The 17,500-nt window shown below is 74.0% G+C and carries 18 protein-coding genes; 4 read left to right on the top strand and 14 right to left on the bottom strand.

Going from position 1 to position 17,500, the window contains the following annotated elements; genetic code table 11:
* Positions 1 to 61 precede the first annotated feature (61 nt).
* The 7 genes from GA0070562_RS27185 to GA0070562_RS27155 form a co-directional block, all read right to left on the bottom strand.
* Complete coding sequence (locus GA0070562_RS27185; RefSeq protein ID WP_091427234.1) at positions 62 to 241, bottom strand: hypothetical protein; 180 nt, start codon at positions 239 to 241, stop codon at positions 62 to 64.
* A gap of 72 nt (positions 242 to 313) precedes the next feature.
* On the bottom strand, positions 314 to 1,024 hold the full coding sequence (locus GA0070562_RS27180; protein WP_091427232.1) for a polyamine aminopropyltransferase: 711 nt from the start codon (positions 1,022 to 1,024) through the stop codon (positions 314 to 316).
* A gap of 81 nt (positions 1,025 to 1,105) precedes the next feature.
* On the bottom strand, positions 1,106 to 1,714 hold the full coding sequence (locus tag GA0070562_RS27175) for a class I SAM-dependent methyltransferase (RefSeq protein ID WP_091427230.1): 609 nt from the start codon (positions 1,712 to 1,714) through the stop codon (positions 1,106 to 1,108).
* Positions 1,653 to 2,549, bottom strand: coding sequence for a sulfite exporter TauE/SafE family protein (locus GA0070562_RS27170; RefSeq protein ID WP_091427228.1), 897 nt, complete (start codon positions 2,547 to 2,549; stop codon positions 1,653 to 1,655). Before GA0070562_RS27170 ends, GA0070562_RS27175 begins: the two co-directional genes overlap by 62 nt.
* Positions 2,546 to 3,130: a rhodanese-like domain-containing protein gene (locus tag GA0070562_RS27165; protein WP_091427226.1), complete on the bottom strand. Its 585-nt coding sequence runs from the start codon at positions 3,128 to 3,130 to the stop codon at positions 2,546 to 2,548. Before GA0070562_RS27165 ends, GA0070562_RS27170 begins: the two co-directional genes overlap by 4 nt.
* A gap of 81 nt (positions 3,131 to 3,211) precedes the next feature.
* On the bottom strand, positions 3,212 to 4,612 hold the full coding sequence (locus GA0070562_RS27160) for an MBL fold metallo-hydrolase (RefSeq protein ID WP_091427224.1): 1,401 nt from the start codon (positions 4,610 to 4,612) through the stop codon (positions 3,212 to 3,214).
* 138 nt (positions 4,613 to 4,750) lie between these two features.
* Complete coding sequence (locus tag GA0070562_RS27155; protein ID WP_091427369.1) at positions 4,751 to 5,020, bottom strand: metal-sensitive transcriptional regulator; 270 nt, start codon at positions 5,018 to 5,020, stop codon at positions 4,751 to 4,753.
* A gap of 234 nt (positions 5,021 to 5,254) precedes the next feature.
* Between GA0070562_RS27155 and eccB the strand changes: the two genes are divergently transcribed.
* Positions 5,255 to 6,664 (top strand): type VII secretion protein EccB, encoded by a 1,410-nt coding sequence (gene eccB, locus GA0070562_RS27150; RefSeq protein WP_091427222.1) that lies wholly within the window; start codon positions 5,255 to 5,257, stop codon positions 6,662 to 6,664.
* Positions 6,665 to 6,686: 22 nt separating this feature from the next.
* Here the strand turns inward: eccB and GA0070562_RS27145 are convergent, their stop codons facing one another.
* The 5 genes from GA0070562_RS27145 to GA0070562_RS27125 are packed head-to-tail and all read right to left on the bottom strand — an operon-like array spanning position 6,687 to position 11,163.
* Complete coding sequence (locus tag GA0070562_RS27145) at positions 6,687 to 7,292, bottom strand: class I SAM-dependent methyltransferase (RefSeq protein ID WP_091427220.1); 606 nt, start codon at positions 7,290 to 7,292, stop codon at positions 6,687 to 6,689.
* Between the two features lie 32 nt (positions 7,293 to 7,324).
* The gene (locus tag GA0070562_RS27140; protein ID WP_091427217.1) at positions 7,325 to 7,927 is read right to left on the bottom strand and encodes a phosphatase PAP2 family protein; all 603 of its coding nucleotides are present in this window, start codon (positions 7,925 to 7,927) and stop codon (positions 7,325 to 7,327) included.
* A 22-nt stretch (positions 7,928 to 7,949) separates the two neighbouring features.
* A complete protein-coding gene (locus GA0070562_RS27135) occupies positions 7,950 to 8,816 on the bottom strand; it encodes a carbohydrate ABC transporter permease (RefSeq protein ID WP_091427216.1) in 867 nt (288 codons plus the stop codon).
* A complete protein-coding gene (locus tag GA0070562_RS27130; protein ID WP_091427214.1) occupies positions 8,816 to 9,775 on the bottom strand; it encodes a carbohydrate ABC transporter permease in 960 nt (319 codons plus the stop codon). The genes GA0070562_RS27135 and GA0070562_RS27130 overlap by 1 nt, the downstream gene beginning before the upstream one ends.
* On the bottom strand, positions 9,772 to 11,163 hold the full coding sequence (locus tag GA0070562_RS27125) for an ABC transporter substrate-binding protein (RefSeq protein WP_091427212.1): 1,392 nt from the start codon (positions 11,161 to 11,163) through the stop codon (positions 9,772 to 9,774). Before GA0070562_RS27125 ends, GA0070562_RS27130 begins: the two co-directional genes overlap by 4 nt.
* Positions 11,164 to 11,284: 121 nt before the next feature.
* Between GA0070562_RS27125 and GA0070562_RS27120 the strand changes: the two genes are divergently transcribed.
* Genes GA0070562_RS27120 through GA0070562_RS27110 form a run of 3 tightly spaced genes read left to right on the top strand, consistent with a single transcriptional unit; the run spans position 11,285 to position 14,474 of the window.
* Positions 11,285 to 12,322: a zinc-binding dehydrogenase gene (locus GA0070562_RS27120; RefSeq protein WP_091427210.1), complete on the top strand. Its 1,038-nt coding sequence runs from the start codon at positions 11,285 to 11,287 to the stop codon at positions 12,320 to 12,322.
* Positions 12,322 to 13,140, top strand: coding sequence for a sugar phosphate isomerase/epimerase family protein (locus tag GA0070562_RS27115; protein WP_091427208.1), 819 nt, complete (start codon positions 12,322 to 12,324; stop codon positions 13,138 to 13,140). Before GA0070562_RS27120 ends, GA0070562_RS27115 begins: the two co-directional genes overlap by 1 nt.
* Positions 13,137 to 14,474, top strand: a complete 1,338-nt coding sequence (locus GA0070562_RS27110; protein ID WP_091427206.1) for an MGH1-like glycoside hydrolase domain-containing protein — start codon at positions 13,137 to 13,139, stop codon at positions 14,472 to 14,474. The genes GA0070562_RS27115 and GA0070562_RS27110 overlap by 4 nt, the downstream gene beginning before the upstream one ends.
* 47 nt (positions 14,475 to 14,521) lie before the next feature.
* On the opposite strand, the gene GA0070562_RS27105 is transcribed toward GA0070562_RS27110, so the two are convergent.
* Positions 14,522 to 15,226: a CBS domain-containing protein gene (locus GA0070562_RS27105; protein ID WP_091427204.1), complete on the bottom strand. Its 705-nt coding sequence runs from the start codon at positions 15,224 to 15,226 to the stop codon at positions 14,522 to 14,524.
* A gap of 95 nt (positions 15,227 to 15,321) precedes the next feature.
* The gene (locus tag GA0070562_RS27100; protein ID WP_091427202.1) at positions 15,322 to 17,436 is read right to left on the bottom strand and encodes a molybdopterin-containing oxidoreductase family protein; all 2,115 of its coding nucleotides are present in this window, start codon (positions 17,434 to 17,436) and stop codon (positions 15,322 to 15,324) included.
* Positions 17,437 to 17,500: the final 64 nt, after the last annotated feature.

Genomic DNA, 17,500 nt, shown 5'->3' with positions numbered 1-17,500 from the left:
ACTTAACCGCCGGGTAACCTACGCTTACGTAGGTTGCCGGGTGGGTCACACTCTCCGCAGGTCAGCGTCGGCGGGTTGAATGCTGATGCACCACCTGCCGACCCTTCACGATCGCGAAGATGATCACCGCGGCGAGCGCGATCACGCCGATGATGACGAGCCAGCGGACCGCTTCCAGCAGCAGCCCGAGCAGGATGAGCACACCGGCGACCACGCCGACCACCCAGAGCAACGCGCGCATGTCCCAGCCTCCCGTCGTACGGTGGGCCGTGCGCTTTCCCGCTGGTCGGGCGGCCATGCGCCGCCGGGTGGATCAGTGCCGGGCCACGTACACGGTGTTCGCCGCCTCCCGCCCCTGCAACGGGTTCGGGAACCGGACGACGTGCGCCACCGAGGTGGGGAACACCTCGGTGAGCGTGCGCTGGAACGCCGTGTCGGGCGGGTCGTTCGACCAGAGCGCGAAGACGCCCTCCGGATGCAGCAGCGCGGCCAGCCGGCGCAGCCCGTCGACCGTGTAGAACGGGGCGTGGCTGGGGTGCAGCACCTGGCGGGGGGAGTGGTCCACGTCCAGCAGCACCGCGTGGAAGCGGCGCCCTGGCTCGTCGGGGTCGAGGCCGCCGCCGGCGACCGCGGCGAAGAAGTCCGCCCGGACGAACCGGGTACGCGGATCGGTGGCCAGACCGGCGGCGAACGGCAGCAGGTCCCGCCGGTGCCAGTCGATCACGTCCTCGATCGCCTCGACCACCACCAGCGACCGCACCCGCGGATCCTCCAGCGCAGTACGCGCGGTGTAGCCGAGGCCGAGCCCGCCGACCACCACGTCCAGCGCGTCACCGGTCAGCGGAGCCAGCCCGAGCCGGGCCAGTTCGATCTCCGCGACCGGGAAGGCGCTGGACATGAGGTACTCGTCGTCGAGCTTCACCTCGTACACCTCGGCGTCCAGCGCCGGGTCACGGCGCCGCCGCAGGCTGATCTCGCCGATCGGCGTCTCACGCCAGGCCAGTTCCTCGAAACGCGCGCCCACCCGGTGTCCTCTCCGCCGATCCGTCCCCGGATGCTACCGGCCGGTCCCGGCCCGGCCCGGCGGAACCGCGGCGGACGGCGGTCAGTCGGCGGGGCGGGTGGCCACCACGACGGTGTCCAGCGCGTCGACGGTGCCGCCGTCGGTGGCCGGCACCGGCCGGCGGGCCGTCTCGGCCCGCTGCACACGCAGCCCGGCCAGCCCGTCGACCACCGACTCCGGCGTGAGCAGCACGTCCGGGTCCTGCGGGCCGCCGATGCCGCCGGAGAGGTTGGCCAGGTCGTGGCCCACCACCACGAGCGTGCCGCCGGGGCGCAGCGCGGACTTCGCCGCGGCGAGCACCCCGGCGAACGCCGGCGCGGTCAGGTGCAGGTAGCTGATCAGCACCAGGTCGTAGCTGTTCGGCACCGGCCGGTACGCGGTCACGTCCGCCACCCGCCAGTCGACCGTCACGCCCCGCGCGGCGGCCAGCTCCCGCCCCCGGTCCACGGCCACCGCGGAGAAGTCCACCGCGTTCACCCGCCAGCCCTGACCGGCCAGCCAGACCGCGTTGCGTCCCTCGCCGGCGGCGATGTCCAGCGCTGAGCCGGGGGTCAGCCCGGTGACCGACTCGACCACGAAACGGTTGGGCTCAGCGCTCCACACCAGTCCGGGCGTGTCGGCATACCGGCTGTCCCAGGCGCTGCTGTCCACTGTGTTCCCTCCTTCGGCGGCCCCACACCGCCAAGGTGACCGTACCGGCCACGGCAAGCGCTCCCACGGCGAGTCCCCAGACCGGCGGCAACTGCTGCGCGAGCACGAACACGCCCATCACCACGACGAACCAGCCGAATCCCCGGCGCAGCAGGTCGGCCGGGATCCGGCCGGCGAGCCGACCGCCGAGCAGGCTGCCGACGACGGCGGCGGCGGTGACCCCGGCGGCCAGCCCCCAGTGGATCTGCACGCTGGACAGGTAGCCGGCCAGACCGGCGAAGGACTTCATCGCGATGACGACCAGCGAGGTGCCGACCGCGACCGGCATCGGCAACCCGCCCAGCAGGGCCAGAGCGGGTACGACCAGGAAGCCGCCGCCCGCGCCGACCAGACCGGTGACCAGACCGACCACCACACCGTCGACGATCACCCGCAGCATCGGCAGCTCGCACGGCGCCGGGCGGCCCTCGGCGGACCGGCGGCCCCGGAGCATCGCGACCGCGGTGGCGAGCATCATCAGGGCGAACGCGGTGAGCAGGACGCCCGCCGGGACGAACTCGGCCAGTCGGCCGCCCGCGTACGCGCCGGTCATGCCGGCCACGCCGAAGACGAGCCCGGTACGCCAGCGGACCCGGTTCGCGCGGGCGTGCGGCAGCACGGCGACGGCGCTGGTCACGCCGACGACGAGCAGCGAGGTGGCGATCGCCTCCTTGGCGGGCAGGTCGGCGACGTAGACCAGCAGCGGCACGGCGAGGATCGACCCGCCGCCGCCGAGCAGGCCCAGCGTCACACCGATCAGCACCGCGCCGGCCAGCGTCAGCGCCAGCGTCGTCACCTGCGGCTCCCGTCGCGCAACTGCCCCACGATCGTGTCGAGGTCGCAGCTCGCACCGCGGTTGTACGGCAGCTTGCTCAGCAGCATGCCCATGGCGCAGGTGTTGGTGAGCGCGGCGAACGTGAGACCCGCGCCGATGAACGCGGCGACCCACTTCAGGCCCGGCACGAACACCGACGCGACGATCGCGGCGAGCACGATCGAGCCGGCGACGAGGCGTACCTGGCGCTCCAGGTCCCACCGGGCCCGGCCCTGGTTGACCGGGGCGTTCGTGGCCTGCCAGGCCAGCATGCCGCCGTCGAGCACCTTGACGTTGGGCAGGCCGACGGTGCCGAGCGCCTGGCCAGCCTGGCTCGCCCGGACGCCGGAGCGGCAGATCAGCACCACGTCCTCGTCCAGGTGGCCGCGCAGCTCCGCGCGATGCTCCCGGAGCAGGTCCAGCGGCACGTTGTACGCGCCGGGGATGTGCGCCGCCTCGAACTCACCGGGCGTGCGCACGTCGAGCATCCGGGGCGTACGGCCGGCGGCGATCAGCTCGCGCAGGGTCGCCGCGTCGATGGTGGTGGGGGTGGTCGTGGTCATGCTCTGTCTCCTTGACTGTTTTCGGGCAGGGTCCGGCGCCGGCCGGCGTGGGGACACGCCGGCCGGACGCTCGGGGAGAGGTCAGGCGGTGGGCGCCATGCGTACGCCGGCCTCTTCGGCCCGCGCGTACGCGTCGTCGATCAGCACCACGTCCCGGCCGGCGTTGGCGAGCAGGGACGCGGCGGCGGTGGCCCGGTAGCCGGAGCCGCAGTGCACCCAGATCGTTCCGGCGGGGATGTCGGCGAGCCGCTTCGGCACGTCCGGCAGCGGCACGTGCACCGCGCCGTCGATGTGCCCGGCCTTCCACTCGTTGGTCATCCGCACGTCGAGGACGACCTGCGGCTCGGGCAGCCCGGCCGGGGTGTTCCCGGCCTGCGCGGCGGCGAGCGCGCCGAAGTCGGCCACCGCCAGCTCACGTAGCTGCGACGGGTCGGCGGTCCACTGCTCGGGCTCGCCGGTGGCCTGGGCGGCCGGACGGTCGATGCCGATGCGGACCAGTTCCCGCTGGGCGTCGGCGACCTGCTCCGGCGTCTGCGCCAGGAACGTGATCGGCACGCCCCAGTCGATCAGCCAGCCGAGCCACGTCGACATCGGCCCGTCCAGGCCGAGGCTGACGGTGCCGGCCAGGTGCGAGGCCGCGTACGCCTTGCGGTGGCGCAGGTCGACCACCCACTCACCGGCGGCGATGCGACGGCGCAGCTCGCCGGCGTCGGCGCGGGACACCGGCGTGAGGTCGACCGGGGCCGGACCGGCGGCGTTGGCGACGCCCATGTGGGCGTAGTACGCCGGGTAGGCGTCCAGACCGGCCAGCGTCTCGGTGACGAACTGGTCGGCGGCCAGCCGCAGCACCGGGTTGGCCTCCTTCTCCCGGCCGATCGTCGACTCGGGCGCGTCGGCCTGGCTGGCCGAGCAGAAGCTGCCGAAGCCGTGCGTGGGCCACACCTGTGCGCCGTCGGGCAGCAGGTCGGCCAGCTTGCGCGCCGAGGCGTGCTGGTGGTGTGCCAGCTCGTGGGCGTACTGCTGGCCGAGCAGGTCGGTGCGGCCGGTGGTGCCGAACAGCAGCGAGCCGCCGGTGAACACGCCGGCCGGCGTCCAGCCGCCGTCGGTGGCCTCGTCGATCGCGTACGACAGGTGGTGGAACGTGTGGCCGGGGGTGCCGATCACCCGCAGCCGCATGGTGTCCGACACCGGCACGGTGTCGCCGTCGGACACCGGGGTCCGGTCGAACTCGACCGTGTCGGCGGCGGCCACCAGGTACTGCGCGCCGGTGATCCGGGCCAGTTCCAGGCCGCCGGAGACGTAGTCGTTGTGGATGTGCGTCTCGACCACGTGGGTGATCCGCACGCCCTCGGCGCCGGCCAGGTACAGGATGCGGTCGATGTCGCGCTGCGGGTCGACCACGATCGCGACCCGGCCGTCAGAGGCGAGGTAGCTGCGGTCGCCGAGCGAGGAGGTCGCGATGACGGACACGTCGAGGGTCATGCCGGTTCCTCTCATTGCCTACATACCCCGGGGGGTATGTGCGGGACAGTCTGCGGCCTGGGGTCTCCAGGCAGGTGTTTACCCACCCGCGTCGCGATCACGCGACCCGGGCGGGACTCAGTCGGTCAGCGGACGCCGTCAGGCGAGGGACAGGAAGAGCTTCTCCAGCTCCTCCTCGGTCATCTCCGGCTCCTCGCCGGCCTGGCGGGCGGCGTCGCAGTAGCGCATGCCGGAGGCGATGATCTTGAAGCCGGCCCGGTCGATGGCCTTGGAGACCGCGGCGAGCTGGGTCAGCGCGGCGCGGCAGTCCTCGCCGTTCTCCATCATCTCGATGACGGCGTTGAGCTGCCCCCGGGCCCGCTTGAGCCGGGTCAGCGCCTCACCTGTCATCTCAGGTCGAAGCTTCACGTCCACCTCCTGCCCGTAAACATACCCCAGGGGGTACCCCGTCCGCCACTACTCCCGCCCCGCCTCGCCGATCTTGCACTTGGTGCCCGCGGTGTGCCCGTTGTGACCGGTTTGCCGGGGCGGTGAGTGCAAGATCGCGAGGGAGGGATGGGGCGAGAGAGGACACGCAGGGTCGCCGGGGCATCGACGGAGCGCTTATCCTGTGCGCCGACCATCCCGGCGGGAAGGGATCAGATGGCGTCGCGGCAGGACCAGCTGCACTCGTACCAGTTCACCGTCCAGCGGGCGGTCGCCGCGCTCGTCATGCGGGAGACGGACCCGCCGCAGTCGCCGTTCCGCCGGCTGGCCGGAGCGGGTCTGGCGAGCGTCCTGGTCGCGGCGATCGCGCTCGGCGGCGTCGCGCTCTACGGCCTGTTCACCGGCGGCGGTGACTCGTGGCGCGAGACCGGCGCGGTGATCGTGGAGAAGGAGTCGGGTGCGCGGTTCGTCTACCGCGACGACAGGCTGCACCCCGTCCTCAACTACGCCTCCGCCCTGCTGATCATCGGCGCGGAGCGCCCGAAGACGGTGCTGGTCAGCCGCCGCGCCATCGACGGGGTGCCGCGCGGCCTGCCGCTCGGCATCGCCGACGCGCCGGACTCGCTGCCCGCGTCGAACCGGCTCGTCCGCGAAGCCTGGACGCTCTGCTCGGTGACCGGCGACGAGGCCGGGCGCGCGGAGACCGGGCGGCCGGCGGCGGGGCGCGGCGAGGCCCGCTCGGTGCTGCTGATCGGGCGGGAGGTCACCGGCGGCCGGGCGCTCGGCGACCAGGGCCTGCTCGCCCGGCATCCGGACGGCGGCCTGCACCTGCTCTGGCACGACCGGCGCTACCTGCTGCGCGACACCGACCGGGTGCTCGCCGCGCTCGCCGCCACCCGGGAACGGGCGGTGCCGGTGGCGGCGGCGCTGCTGAACACGCTCCCGGCCGGCGCCGACCTGGCCCCGCCGCCGGTGGACGACCTCGGTGAGCCGTCCGAGCGGGTCACCGGCGCGGCGGTGGGCGACGTCTACCTGGTGCGCAACTCCGGTGGCGGACGGCAGTACGCGGTGGCGCAGCGGGGCGGGCTGGCGGCGATCACCGAGTTGCAGGCCGCGTTGCTGCTGGCCCGCACCGGCCAGCGGGATCCGGAACCGATCACGCTCGGCCGGTTCGCCGCGCTGCCCAAGCTGCCCGGTCTGGTGCCCGGCGGGCCGACCGCGCCGCCGGCCGTACCGCCCCGGCTGGCCGCCGCGGAGGGAGCGCTCTGCGCGCGGGCCGGCGACGACACCGGCGTACGCGAGCTCCGCCTCGGCGTCACCGCGCCGGACCAGTCCGCCGCCGCGCGCACACCGGGCGGCCGGGCCGGGCTCGCCGACGAGGTGGTGGTCGAGCCGGGACGCGGCGCGCTGGTGGAGGCGGTACCCGCGCCGGGCGCGACCGGCGGCGCGATCTGCGTGGTCACCGACCTGGGCCGGCGGTACGCGCTGACCGGTGCCGAGGTGCCCGGCATGCTCGGGTACCCGGGCGTGCGCCCGGCGCGGCTGCCGGCGGGCCTGGTGGACCTGCTGCCGGCCGGCAGCCCGCTCGACCCGGAGGCCGCCCGCACGGTCGCCGCGCCCGCGTGAGCCCTGGTCGGCAGGAGAAGGGTCAGCCGGCGGGGCGGCGCAGCACCGTCACCGCGAAGTCGGCGTCGTCCCGCCAGGGCCGCAGGTCCCAGGTGGCGAAGCGGTGCTCGGGGCGCAGCCCGGCGGCGACCGCGTCGGCGTCCAGGTCGGCCACCGGGTAGCCGCGGTCGGTGCCGAAGCCGACCACCACCAGGCCGTCCGGGCGTACGTGCGCGGCGACGCGGCCCAGCACGTCGCGTTCGGTGCCGGGGGCGACGAAGACCATCACGTTGCCGGCCAGCACCGCGGCGTCGAACGGCTCCGCCTCGCCCTGCGCGGCCAGGTCCAGCTCGGCCAGGTCGGCGACCAGGAAGCGGGGGCCGGGGTGGTCGGCGCGGGCCGCCTCGACCAGCGCCGGGTCGGCGTCCACGCCCACCACGTCGTGCCCGCGTGCGGCGAGCGCGCCGGCGACCCGGCCGGTGCCGCAGCCGGCGTCCAGGACGCGCGCGCCCGGCGGCACGAGCGCGTCCAGCAGCCGCGCCTCACCGGCCAGGTCGGCGCCCTCGGCGGCGAGCTGGCGGAAGCGGTCCACGTACCACTGCGAGTGGCCGGGCTTCGTGTCGGTCACCCAGCGGGTCGGCTTGCCCATGAGGCCACCGTAGCTGATCTTGCGCCAGCGGGTCAGGCGAGCGCCAGGAACGTGCCGGCGGCGAGCGGCCCGCCCAGCGCGACGCCGGCCAGCACCTGCGGCCAGGTGTGGTCACCGAGCCGTACCCGGGACCAGCCGACGGCCGCGACGAGCGCCCAGCCGAGGTTCGCGGCCGGGCCGGCCAGCGGCACCAGCACGGCGACGGTGGCGGCGGCCACCGCCGCGTGGATGCTCAGCTTCCACCAGTGGTTCACCAGCGCGCAGGCCGCGCCGACCACGAAGACCACCACGATAACGGCGAACAGCTCGGCGGGCGCGCGTACCGCCGCCAGCAGCAGCAACCCGGCCGCCACCGAGGCCAGCCCGATCGACAGCGGCCGGGCCCGCTGCGTGCGGTCGCCGACGTGCCGGTCGGTGAGCCGCCCCCGGCGTACGCCGTGCACGAGCACGCCGATCGGGATGACGGCGCAGAACGTCAGCGCGATGCCGCCCCAGAGCACGAACTGACCCGCCGAGCGGCTGACCCGGGCGGCGGCGATCAGCGGCAGCGCCGTGACCAGGACGGTCGGGGCGAGCGCCTCGGTGAGCAGCCGGGCCGCCCGCGCACCGGCCCGGTCCTCCCGTGATGCTCGCACCCGATCATCCTGGCACGGACGCTCACCCCTTCTCGGCTCCGCTGGTGAGTCCCTCGGTGAGCAGGCGTTCCCCGGCGAAGAACAGCACCACGATCGGCAGCGTGAGGATGACCGAGCCGGCCATCAGCACGGTCTTGGGCACCTCGACGCCGTCGGCGAGCAGCGACAGCCCCAGCGACACGGTCCACCGGTCCGGCCGGTCGACCAGGAACAGCAGCGCGAACAGGTACTCGTTCCAGGCGATCATGAAGTCGTACAGCGCGACCGCCATCACCGACGGCGCGGCCAGCGGCAGGCTGACCCGGCGGATGATGCCGAGCCGGCCGGCGCCGTCGATCGCCGCGGACTCCTCCAGGCTGATCGGGATGGTCTCGAAGTAGTTCTTCAGCATGTAGACCGACACCGGCAGCGTCTGCGAGATGTAGACGAGCACCAGCCCGGTCAGCGACCCGCGCAGCCCGGCCCGGGTGAAGACCACGAACAGCGGGATCGCGATGACGATCGACGGGAACAGGTAGACCGCCAGGAACAGCGCGCTCACCTGCCGACGGCCGAAGAACCGCAGGCGGGACACCGCGTACGCGCCGGGAATGGCGATCACCAGGGTGAGCGCGGTGGCGGCCAGCGCCACCAGGCCGCTGTTGCGGATGAACGTGAGGAAGCCCTGGCCGCCGTCGGAGACGGACTTCAGCACCTCCGCGTACGTGGCGACGGTCAGCTCGCCGAACGGCACCCAGAGCGAGCCGGGTTCCAGCAGCAGGCGTTCGATCGGGCGTACCGACAGCACCAGCATGTACCAGAACGGCAGCAGCGTGACCACCAGGAACCCGGCGATCACCAGCCGGCGCAGCCAGCGCAGGCTGACCGTCTCGATCCGGTCCCTGTCCATCACGCCTCCCGTCGCGCGCCGAAGAAGCGCAGGTAGATCGCCACGAACACGAGCAGCACCACGGCCAGGACGACCGCCTGGGCGGCGGCCGCGCCGATGTCGGTACGGGCGGTGAGGAACTGGTAGACCCGGACGCTCACCACCTCGGTGCCGGCCGCGCCGCCGGTGAGCAAATAGACGTCGTCGAACTTGTTGAACGTCATGATGAACCGCAGCACGCCGATCAGCGCGATCACCGGCATGAGCTGCGGCAGCAGGATGTGCCGGAACCGCTGGGTGGGTGTCGCCCCGTCGACCCGGGCGGCCTCCTCCAGCTCACCGGGCACCGCCTGGAGCCGGGCCAGCAGGAACAGGAACGCGAACGGGAAGTAGCGCCAGGCCTCGAACGCGATCACCGTCCACAGCGCGGTGGACTCCTGGGACAGGAACGGCACCGGCTGATCCCAGCCGAGGAAGCGCTTCCCCCAGTCGTTGACGATGCCGAGCTGCGGGTCGAGCATGACCTGCCAGACGAACGTCATGGCGACCACCGGCGCCACGTACGGCAGCAGCATCGACGCGCGTACGAGAGTGCGGCCCCGGAACGGCCCGCGTACGGCGAGCGCCGCCGCGAGGCCCACCACTATCGAGCCGGCGGTGCCGCCGACGCTGTAGAGCACCGTGGTCCAGAGTGTGTCGGCGAACCCGGGCGTGTGCAGCACCCGATCGATGTTGTCCAGGGTCAGCTCGCCGAACAGGCCGGTCTTGCGCAGTGTCGCCAGGCGTACCCGTTGGAAGGCCAGCACCACGGTCCAGACGATGGGTATGCCGATCACCGCGACCACGACGAGCAGGGTCGGGGTGACCAGCGCGAGCCCGGCGCGGGACTCGCGGCGGCGCAGGGTCAGCGGGCGTCGGCCGGGTCGGCGGGGTCGCTCCGGTGCGGGGGAGCGGCCGGCCTCCGGCGCGGTGGTGGTCAATTGACGCCCTTGGCTATCGCCTCGACGTCCTTGCGGGCGCGTTCGGCGGCGGCGCGGGCGTCGGACTTGCCGCCGACGACGTCGGCGAGCGCCTTGGGTACGGGCAGCTCACCGAGGATCGCGCCGACGAGCTTGCCCTGGTTCTCGGTCAGGCCCCAGCGCTGGAACGTGTCCGGACTCTTCCGGAGCGTGGCGAGCACGTCCTCGCCGTAGACCTCCGACAGCGGCTTCTTGGTGTCCACGCCGGCCGGGCTGGTGTTCCAGGCGGTCCGGAACTTCTGCTTGTCCTCCGGAGTGCCGGTGCGCACCGGGAAGCGCCCCTCGGGGGACATGCCGAACCAGCGCGGGTAGCCGTCGGAGAGCATGTACTCCACGAACGACTTCGCCGGGTCGGCCGCGCCGTCGAGCACGGCCCAGGAGCTGACCTCGCCGTACTGGGCCGGTTCGGTGCCGTTCGGGCCCTTGATCGCGGTGACGAAGCCGCTGTTCTTGGCGAGCCAGGCCGGGTCGGACTGGCACTGCGGGCAGGTCGGCCGGGCGTCGGCGCGCAGCCCGGCCAGCTCGTCGAGGATGAACGGCGACCAGATCAGCATGGCCGCCTTGCCGGCGAAGTAGGTGGCCCGGGTGGTGTCGACATCCTGGGCGCCCTTGACCGAGTTGTTGCGCATCAGGTCGCCGTAGAAGCGGAACGCCTCGACGCACTCGGGGGAGTCGAGCGTGACCTTGCCGGAGTCGTCGGTGAGCCGGCAGTTGTTCGCCAGCGCCAGGTGCTCGAACGTCTGCTGGGTGAACACGTCGCCGGGGGAGGTGGCCGCGGTGATGCCGGCGACGCCGCCGGTGTTCAGCTTCGCCGCCGCGGCGGCGATCTTCTCGTACGTGTCGGGCACCGGCAGGCCGGCGGCGTCGAACAGGTCCTTGCGGTAGACCAGCAGCTGGCCCCACCCGTCGCTCGGCACGGCGAGCTGCTTGCCGCCGTCGCCGGTGAGTTCCAGCGCGCGGGGCGTGAACGTGTCCCGGCCGAGCCGGTCGACGACGGCGGCGTTGGCGTCGGCGTCGAGGAGTTCGTTCGCGGACAGCGTGCGCACCCCGGCCAGGGAGACCGAGCCGACCACGTCGGGCAGGTCACCGGCGGCGGCGCTGGAGGCGATCAGGGACGGGAACTGGTCCTCGTTGACGGTGACCAGGTTGACCTTGACGCCGGTCTTGGCGGTGTAGTCGGCGATGATCGCCTTGGTGGCGGCGACGCGGTCCGCCACGTCTTCCAGACTCCAGACGGTGATCTGCGAACTGTCGGATTTCTGCCCGTCGTCGCTGCATGCGGCCATGCCGGTCCCGGCCAGTGCCAGGATCAGGCTGATTGCGAGCCGCCGCGTGGAGGGTGATGACATCGGTGGCACTCCTCTCGAAAGAGCACGGCCTGTCGCTAATACCCATCGATTCATCGATCTAATCAGATATGCCCATTTTTTGGGTTAGAATCGAGGTCGGCACTTCTCTCGGAGCGACGCCATGAGCAACTGGGTTGTCTCTCTGGCCGGGCCCCGGCACGTACGCCTGGAGCCCTGCCCCACGGACCGGCTCGGTCCGGGCCAGGTCCGCGTCCGCACCCGCTACTCGGGCATCTCCGCCGGCACCGAGCTGACGCTCTACCGGGGCAGCAATCCGCGCCTGCGCAAGGACTGGGACGCCGGCTCCCGCATGTTCGTGCCCCGCCAGGCCGCGCCCGCGTACCCGGTGGTGGGTTTCGGCTACGAGGAGGTCGGCGAGATCGTCGAGGTCGCCCCCGACGTCGCCGACCATCGAGCCGGCCAGCTCGTCTGGGGCATCTGGGGGCACCGCGCCGAAGCGGTGCTCCCCGCGACGGCGGCGCATCCGCTGCCACCCGGCCTCGACCCGCTCGCCGCCGTGTTCGCCCGGCCCGGCGCCATCGCGCTGACCGCCGTGCTCGCCGGTGACCTGCACCTGGGCGACTGGGTGGGCGTGTTCGGGCAGGGCGTGATCGGGCTGCTCGGCACGCGCCTGGCCGCGCTCTCCGGCGCCCGTGTGGTGGCCGTCGACCGGATGCCCGGCCGGCTCGCGTACGCCACCCGGCTCGGCGCCCGCCGGGTGGTCGACGTCGCCGTCGAGTCGCCCGCCGCCGCGCTGCGGGCCGCCACCGACGGCCGGGGCGCCGACGTCTGCCTGGAGCTGTCCGGGTCGTACCCGGCGCTGCACGAGGCGATCCGGGCCACCGCGCACGCCGGCCGCGTCGTCGCCGCCGGCTTCTACCAGGGGTACGCCCACGGGCTGGAACTCGGCGAGGAGTTCCACCACAACCGGATCCAGCTCGTGGCCGCCCAGGTCTCCGGGCCGGACCCGGCACCCGGCACGGCCGGCCGGTGGTCCGGGACGCGGATCGCACACACCTTCATGGACCTGGTGGCCGAGGGCAGCGTGGACCCGCTGCCGCTGGTGAGCCACGTCGTCGACGCGGGCGCGGTGGCCGACGCCCTGACGTTGCTCGACCGCGGTGACGGTGACGTCCTCCAAGTGGTGCTGAGGTTCTGATGGACATTCCGCTTGCCTGCCAGGAACAACTGCTTCCCGGCGCCGACCTGACCCGGAAGTACGCCCTCGCCGTCTCCCTCGGCTACCAGGGCGTCGAGCTGCGCGGACGGGGAGACCTTGCCCTGGCCCGGCGGCTGCCGGAACTGCGCCGCGCCCGCGCCGCCGGAGTGGTGATGCCGACCGTCTGCGTCGAGATGGACCACTTCATCGGCGACTTCGACCCGGACCGCTCCCGCGACGCGGTGGACAACCTGCGCTCCCAGCTCTCGGTGATCGCCGAGCTGGGCGGCGTCGGCGCGATGACCCCGGCGGCGTGGGGCATGTTCTCCCGCCGGCTGCCGCCGTTCGAGCCGCCCCGGTCACCCGACGGCGACCGGCAGGTGCTCGTCGACGCCCTGGGCACGCTGGGCGAGCACGCCCGGGCCGAGGGGGTCACCGTGTTCCTGGAACCGCTCAACCGGTACGAGGACCACATGGTCAACCGGCTCGACCAGGCGGTCGAGCTGTGCCGCGCGGTCGGGTCACCGGCGGTCCGGGTGGCCGCCGACACCTACCACATGAACATCGAGGAGGACGACCCGCACGCCGCGCTGCGCGCCGCCGCGCCGTACCTCGGGCACGTGCAGGTCAGCGACTCCAACCGGCACCAGCCCGGCGCCGGGCACCTGGACTGGGGCGCGCTGCTGGCCACACTCGACGCGATCGGCTACACCGGCTGGCTGGCGCTGGAGTGCCGGCTGCGCGGCGAGCCGGTCGCCGCGCTGCGCCAGGCCGCCACCGCGCTGGCCCAGGCCCGTCCCCGGCGGGCCGCCGCATGACGCTGACCACCGGGGTACGCGCCGACGCCGACCGGCACGCCCGGCTGCGCCGCATCGCGCTGGCCACCCTGGACGCCAACTGGGAACACGACCACACGGTGCCGTCGCGCACGCTCTACCCGCACCAGTGGAGCTGGGACTCGGCGTTCATCGCGATCGGCCTGGCCCACGTACGCCCCGACCGGGCCTGGCGGGAGCTGCGCACGCTGTTCGCCGCGCAGTGGGTCGACGGGCGGGTGCCGCACATCGTGTTCAACCCGGCCTCGCGCGCCGGGCCGTACTTCCCCGGGCCGCAGTTCTGGGACTCGGCGCGCGCCGACGGAGCACCGACCCGGGCCACCTCCGGGATCGTCCAGCCGCCGGTGCACGCCCCGGCCGCCTGGCTGGTGCACCGCCGCGCGCCCGGCGAGGCGTCGGTGGCCGCGCTGCGCCGGCTCTACCCGAGGCTCGTCGCGCAGCAGCGCTACCTGACCGGGCGACGCGACGCCGGGGGCGGCGGGCTGGCGTCGATCGTGCACCCGTGGGAGTCCGGTCTGGACAACAGCCCCGCCTGGGACGCGCCGCTGGCCGCGGTGCCGGCCGACGAGGCGGTGATGCGCGCGTACCGCCGGCACGACACCGCGCACGCCGACGCGGCGCAGCGCCCCACCGACCTGGACTACGCGCGCTACGTCGCGCTGGTGGAGAGCTACCGGGCCGGCCGCTACCGGGACGAGGGACTGCTCGGGCGGCACCCGTTCCTGGTGGAGTGCCCACTGGTGAACGCCGCGCTCGGCGTCTCCGAGTACGCGCTGGCCCGCATCGCCACCGTCATCGGCGCCGACCCGGGACCGCACCGCGACCGGGGCGCCCGGATCACCGAGGCGCTCGTCACCCGGCTCTGGGATCCGGTCACCGGCACGTTCCGTCCCCGCGACGTCCGCGCGGACCGGCTCGTGCCGTCCCGGACCGTGCTCGGGCTGATGCCGCTGGCGCTGCCGGAGCTGCCCGCGGCGCAGGTGTCCGCGCTGCTGGCCGAGGCGTGTTCGCCGCGCTTCGGGCTGGCCGCCCGGATGGACCGGCCGCTGCCCACGTACGACCGCACCGCGCCGGACTTCGAGCCGCTGCGCTACTGGCGCGGCCCGAGCTGGATCAACACCGGCTGGCTGCTCTGGCAGGGCCTGCGTACCCACCGCCGCGCCGACCTGGCCACCGGGCTGCGCGAGTCGCTGCTCGACCTGGTCGACCGGGCCGGCTGCCACGAGTACTTCCACCCGGACACCGGCACCGGACTCGGTTCACCTGCGTTCAGCTGGACCGCCGCGCTGGTGCTGGACGCGCTCGCCCAGGAGTGACACCGGTGGACGCCGGGTACGCCGGCGCCCACCGGGCCCGTCCGGGCTCAGGCAACTCCGGCCGGGGTGCCGCCGCCGATACGCAGGGCCGCCATCGGCGCGTCGTCGGTCGCCCAGCCGAGCGCGTCGACCACCTCGACCACGCCGCTGACCTGCCGGGTCAGGCGCACCGCGAGCTGCGCGGTGGACCGGCGCTCCACCTGGCCGGTGAGCGTCACCACGCCCCTGTCGACTGTCACGTCCACCACGCCGTCGCGGACGCCGAGGCTGCGCCACAGCACCTCCTCGACCACGTCGCGCCGGATGCCGGCGTCCGGACGCAGGTGCACCTTGAGCAGGTCGCCGCGGGTGACGATGCCGACCAGCCGGCCGAGGTCGTTCACCACCGGCAGGCGTTTCACGCCGCGCGCGTCCATCAGCCGGGCCGCCTCGACGATCGTCGCGTCCGGCGTGACGGTGACCGCGGGAGCGGTCATCAGATCGGCGGCGAGCGTCGCGCCGGCCTTCGCCCGCGCCTCACGGCGGTGCCGGTCCGGCAGGATCCGCCGCTCCCGGGGCTGGCCCAGGAACTCCACCTTGTACATCAAGTCCGCCTCGGACACCACGCCCAGCACCCGGCGGGTCTCGTCCACCACCGGCGCCGCCGTGACGTGTCGTCCGGTCAGCACGTCGACGATCTCCCGGTACGCCGTGCCCTCCCGTACCGACGCCACGTCCCTGGTCATCACGTCCTGCACCTGCCACGTACGCATGGCGAACCTCCCTGTTGTCCGCCTCCGACGCTAGGCGGCGGAGCAGGGCCGGAGCAGGGGCGCAAAGACCAGGTGAGGGGGCCGGAGGTCCCGAATCACCCGGCCGCGACGGGCTCGGCGACCTTGTCGGCGGGCGGCTCGGCGGTCAGCAGCGCGGCCGGCACCGGCTCGACCTCCACCCGGCAGTCGTGGAACGTGGGCGCCTCGCCCAGGTCGGTGTCCCGGACGCCGGTGACCGCGTTGACGGTGGACCGCCCCGGGCTGCGCCGCGCCCAGTACGCCTTGTACGTGAACGCCAGGCCCGGACGGGCCGCCTCGTCGACGGCCACCGCGGCGAGGAACGCGCCCCTGTCGTTGTGCACGCGTACCGCGTCGCCGTCGGCGAGACCGCGTGCCGCCGCGTCGGCCGGGTGCAGGTGCACCCGGGGCGGCCCGGCGCGGCGGATGTGCCACGGCAGCGAGGCGAACGTGGAGTTCATCAGGTAGCGGTTGGCCGGGGTGAGCAGCGTCAGCGGGAACCGGCGGGCAAGTTCCGCGTCGGCCGCCTCGGCCGGTGGTGTGTATCCGGGCAGCGGGTCCACCCCGAGCGCGGCCAGCGCCGGGTCGTGCAGCCGGGCCCGCCCGTCGGCCGTCGGGAAACCGCCCTCGGCGTACGGCGCGGAACCCACCGGCACGCCGGTGAGCCGGGCGTACGTGCGCTCGCGCAGCTCCTCGTACGTGATCGGGGCGCCGGCCAGCAACTGCCGGGCCAGGTCCTCGTCGCTGTCCCGGAACGCGGGGTGGTCGATCCCGAGCGCGGCGGCGATCCGCCGGAAGATCTCGGTGTTCGGCAGCGCCTCGCCGGGCGCGCGGGTCACCGGCAGGTTCAGCGTCGTGTAGTGGTGCCCGTAGGACGTCTGGAGGTCCAGGTGCTCGGGCTGCATCGTCGCCGGGAGCACCACGTCGGCGTAGTCGCAGGTGTCGGTCCAGCGCTGCTCCAGCACGACCGTGAACAGGTCGGCGCGGCCGAGCCCGGTCAGCAGCCGGGCCTGGTCCGGGGCGGTCGCCGCCGGGTTGGCGTCGAACACCACGAGCGAGGTGACCGGCGGGTCGGCCTCCCCGGTGAGCACGGCGGCCAGCCGGCTCATGTTCAGCGACCGGGCCGCCGGGGCGGGCATGCCGGCCGGCCGGATCACCGGGCCGTTGTCCACCGGGTGGTGACCGCTGGTGGTCACCAGCGCCCCGCCGCCGGGGTACCGGAAGTCGCCGGTGACCAGCGGCAGCGCGCAGATGGCCCGGATCGCCTGCCCGGCGCCGCGGTGCCGTTGCAGACCCAGCCCGACCCGTACCGCCGTCGGGCGGGTGGTGGCGATCCGGTCGCCGAGGCGGCGTACCGTCTCGACCGGCAGGCCGCACTCGGCGGCGGCCCGCTGCACCGGCCAGTCGTCGAGCCGGGCGGCCAGATCCGGCCAGCCGGTGGTGTGCGCGGCCAGCCACGCCTCGTCGGCCGCCCCGGCGTCGCGGACGTGCCGCATCAGCCCGAGCGCGAGCGCCGCGTCGGTGCCGGGCAGCGGCGCGACGTGCTCGTCGCTGCGGGCCGCCGTGTCGGTACGCAGCGGGTCGATCGTCACCACGTACGCCCCGCGCTCGCGGGCCTGCTGCACGAACGGCCACAGGTGCAGGTTGGTGACGAGCGGGTTGGCGCCCCAGAGGACGACCAGTTTCGCCTCGACGATCGACTCCGGCTCGAAGCCGACCGAGGCGCCGTAGAGCGAGCGCAGCGCCGCCCGCGCCGCCGCCGTGCAGATGGTGGTGTCCAGCCGGGACGCGCCCAGGTGGGCGAAGAGCCGGGGCCCCATGCTCCAGCCCTGGACCAGGCCCATGGTGCCGGCGAAGTAGTAGGGCAGCACCGACTCCGGGCCGTCCCGTTCGATGCTCGTCCGCAGCCCGGCGGCCACCCGGTCGAGGGCCTCGTCCCAGCTCGCCGGCCGGTACGCGACCCGGCCGGCGCCCTTCGGGCCGGTGCGGACCCAGGGCGTGGTGAGCCGGTCCGGTCCGTTGACCGCGTCCAGGTAGCGGTTCACCTTGCCGCAGAGCGCGCCCCTGGTGAACGGGTGGTCGCGGTCGCCGCGCAGCGCGACCGCCCGGCCGTCGTCGACGGTGAGCTGCCAGACGCAGGTGTCCGGGCAGTCCAGGGGGCAGGCGCCGGGGTGGGTGGTGACGGGTCCCATGCGCGGATGCTACCGACGCGACCGGCCACTGCCCTCCGGCTTTTCCGCCTCCCGGTGGGTGGGG

The organism is Micromonospora tulbaghiae (assembly GCF_900091605.1).
GTDB classification, from domain to species: domain Bacteria; phylum Actinomycetota; class Actinomycetes; order Mycobacteriales; family Micromonosporaceae; genus Micromonospora; species Micromonospora tulbaghiae.
Note: the sequence above shows the minus strand (reverse complement) of the source record. Positions and strands in the feature narration are given on the sequence as shown.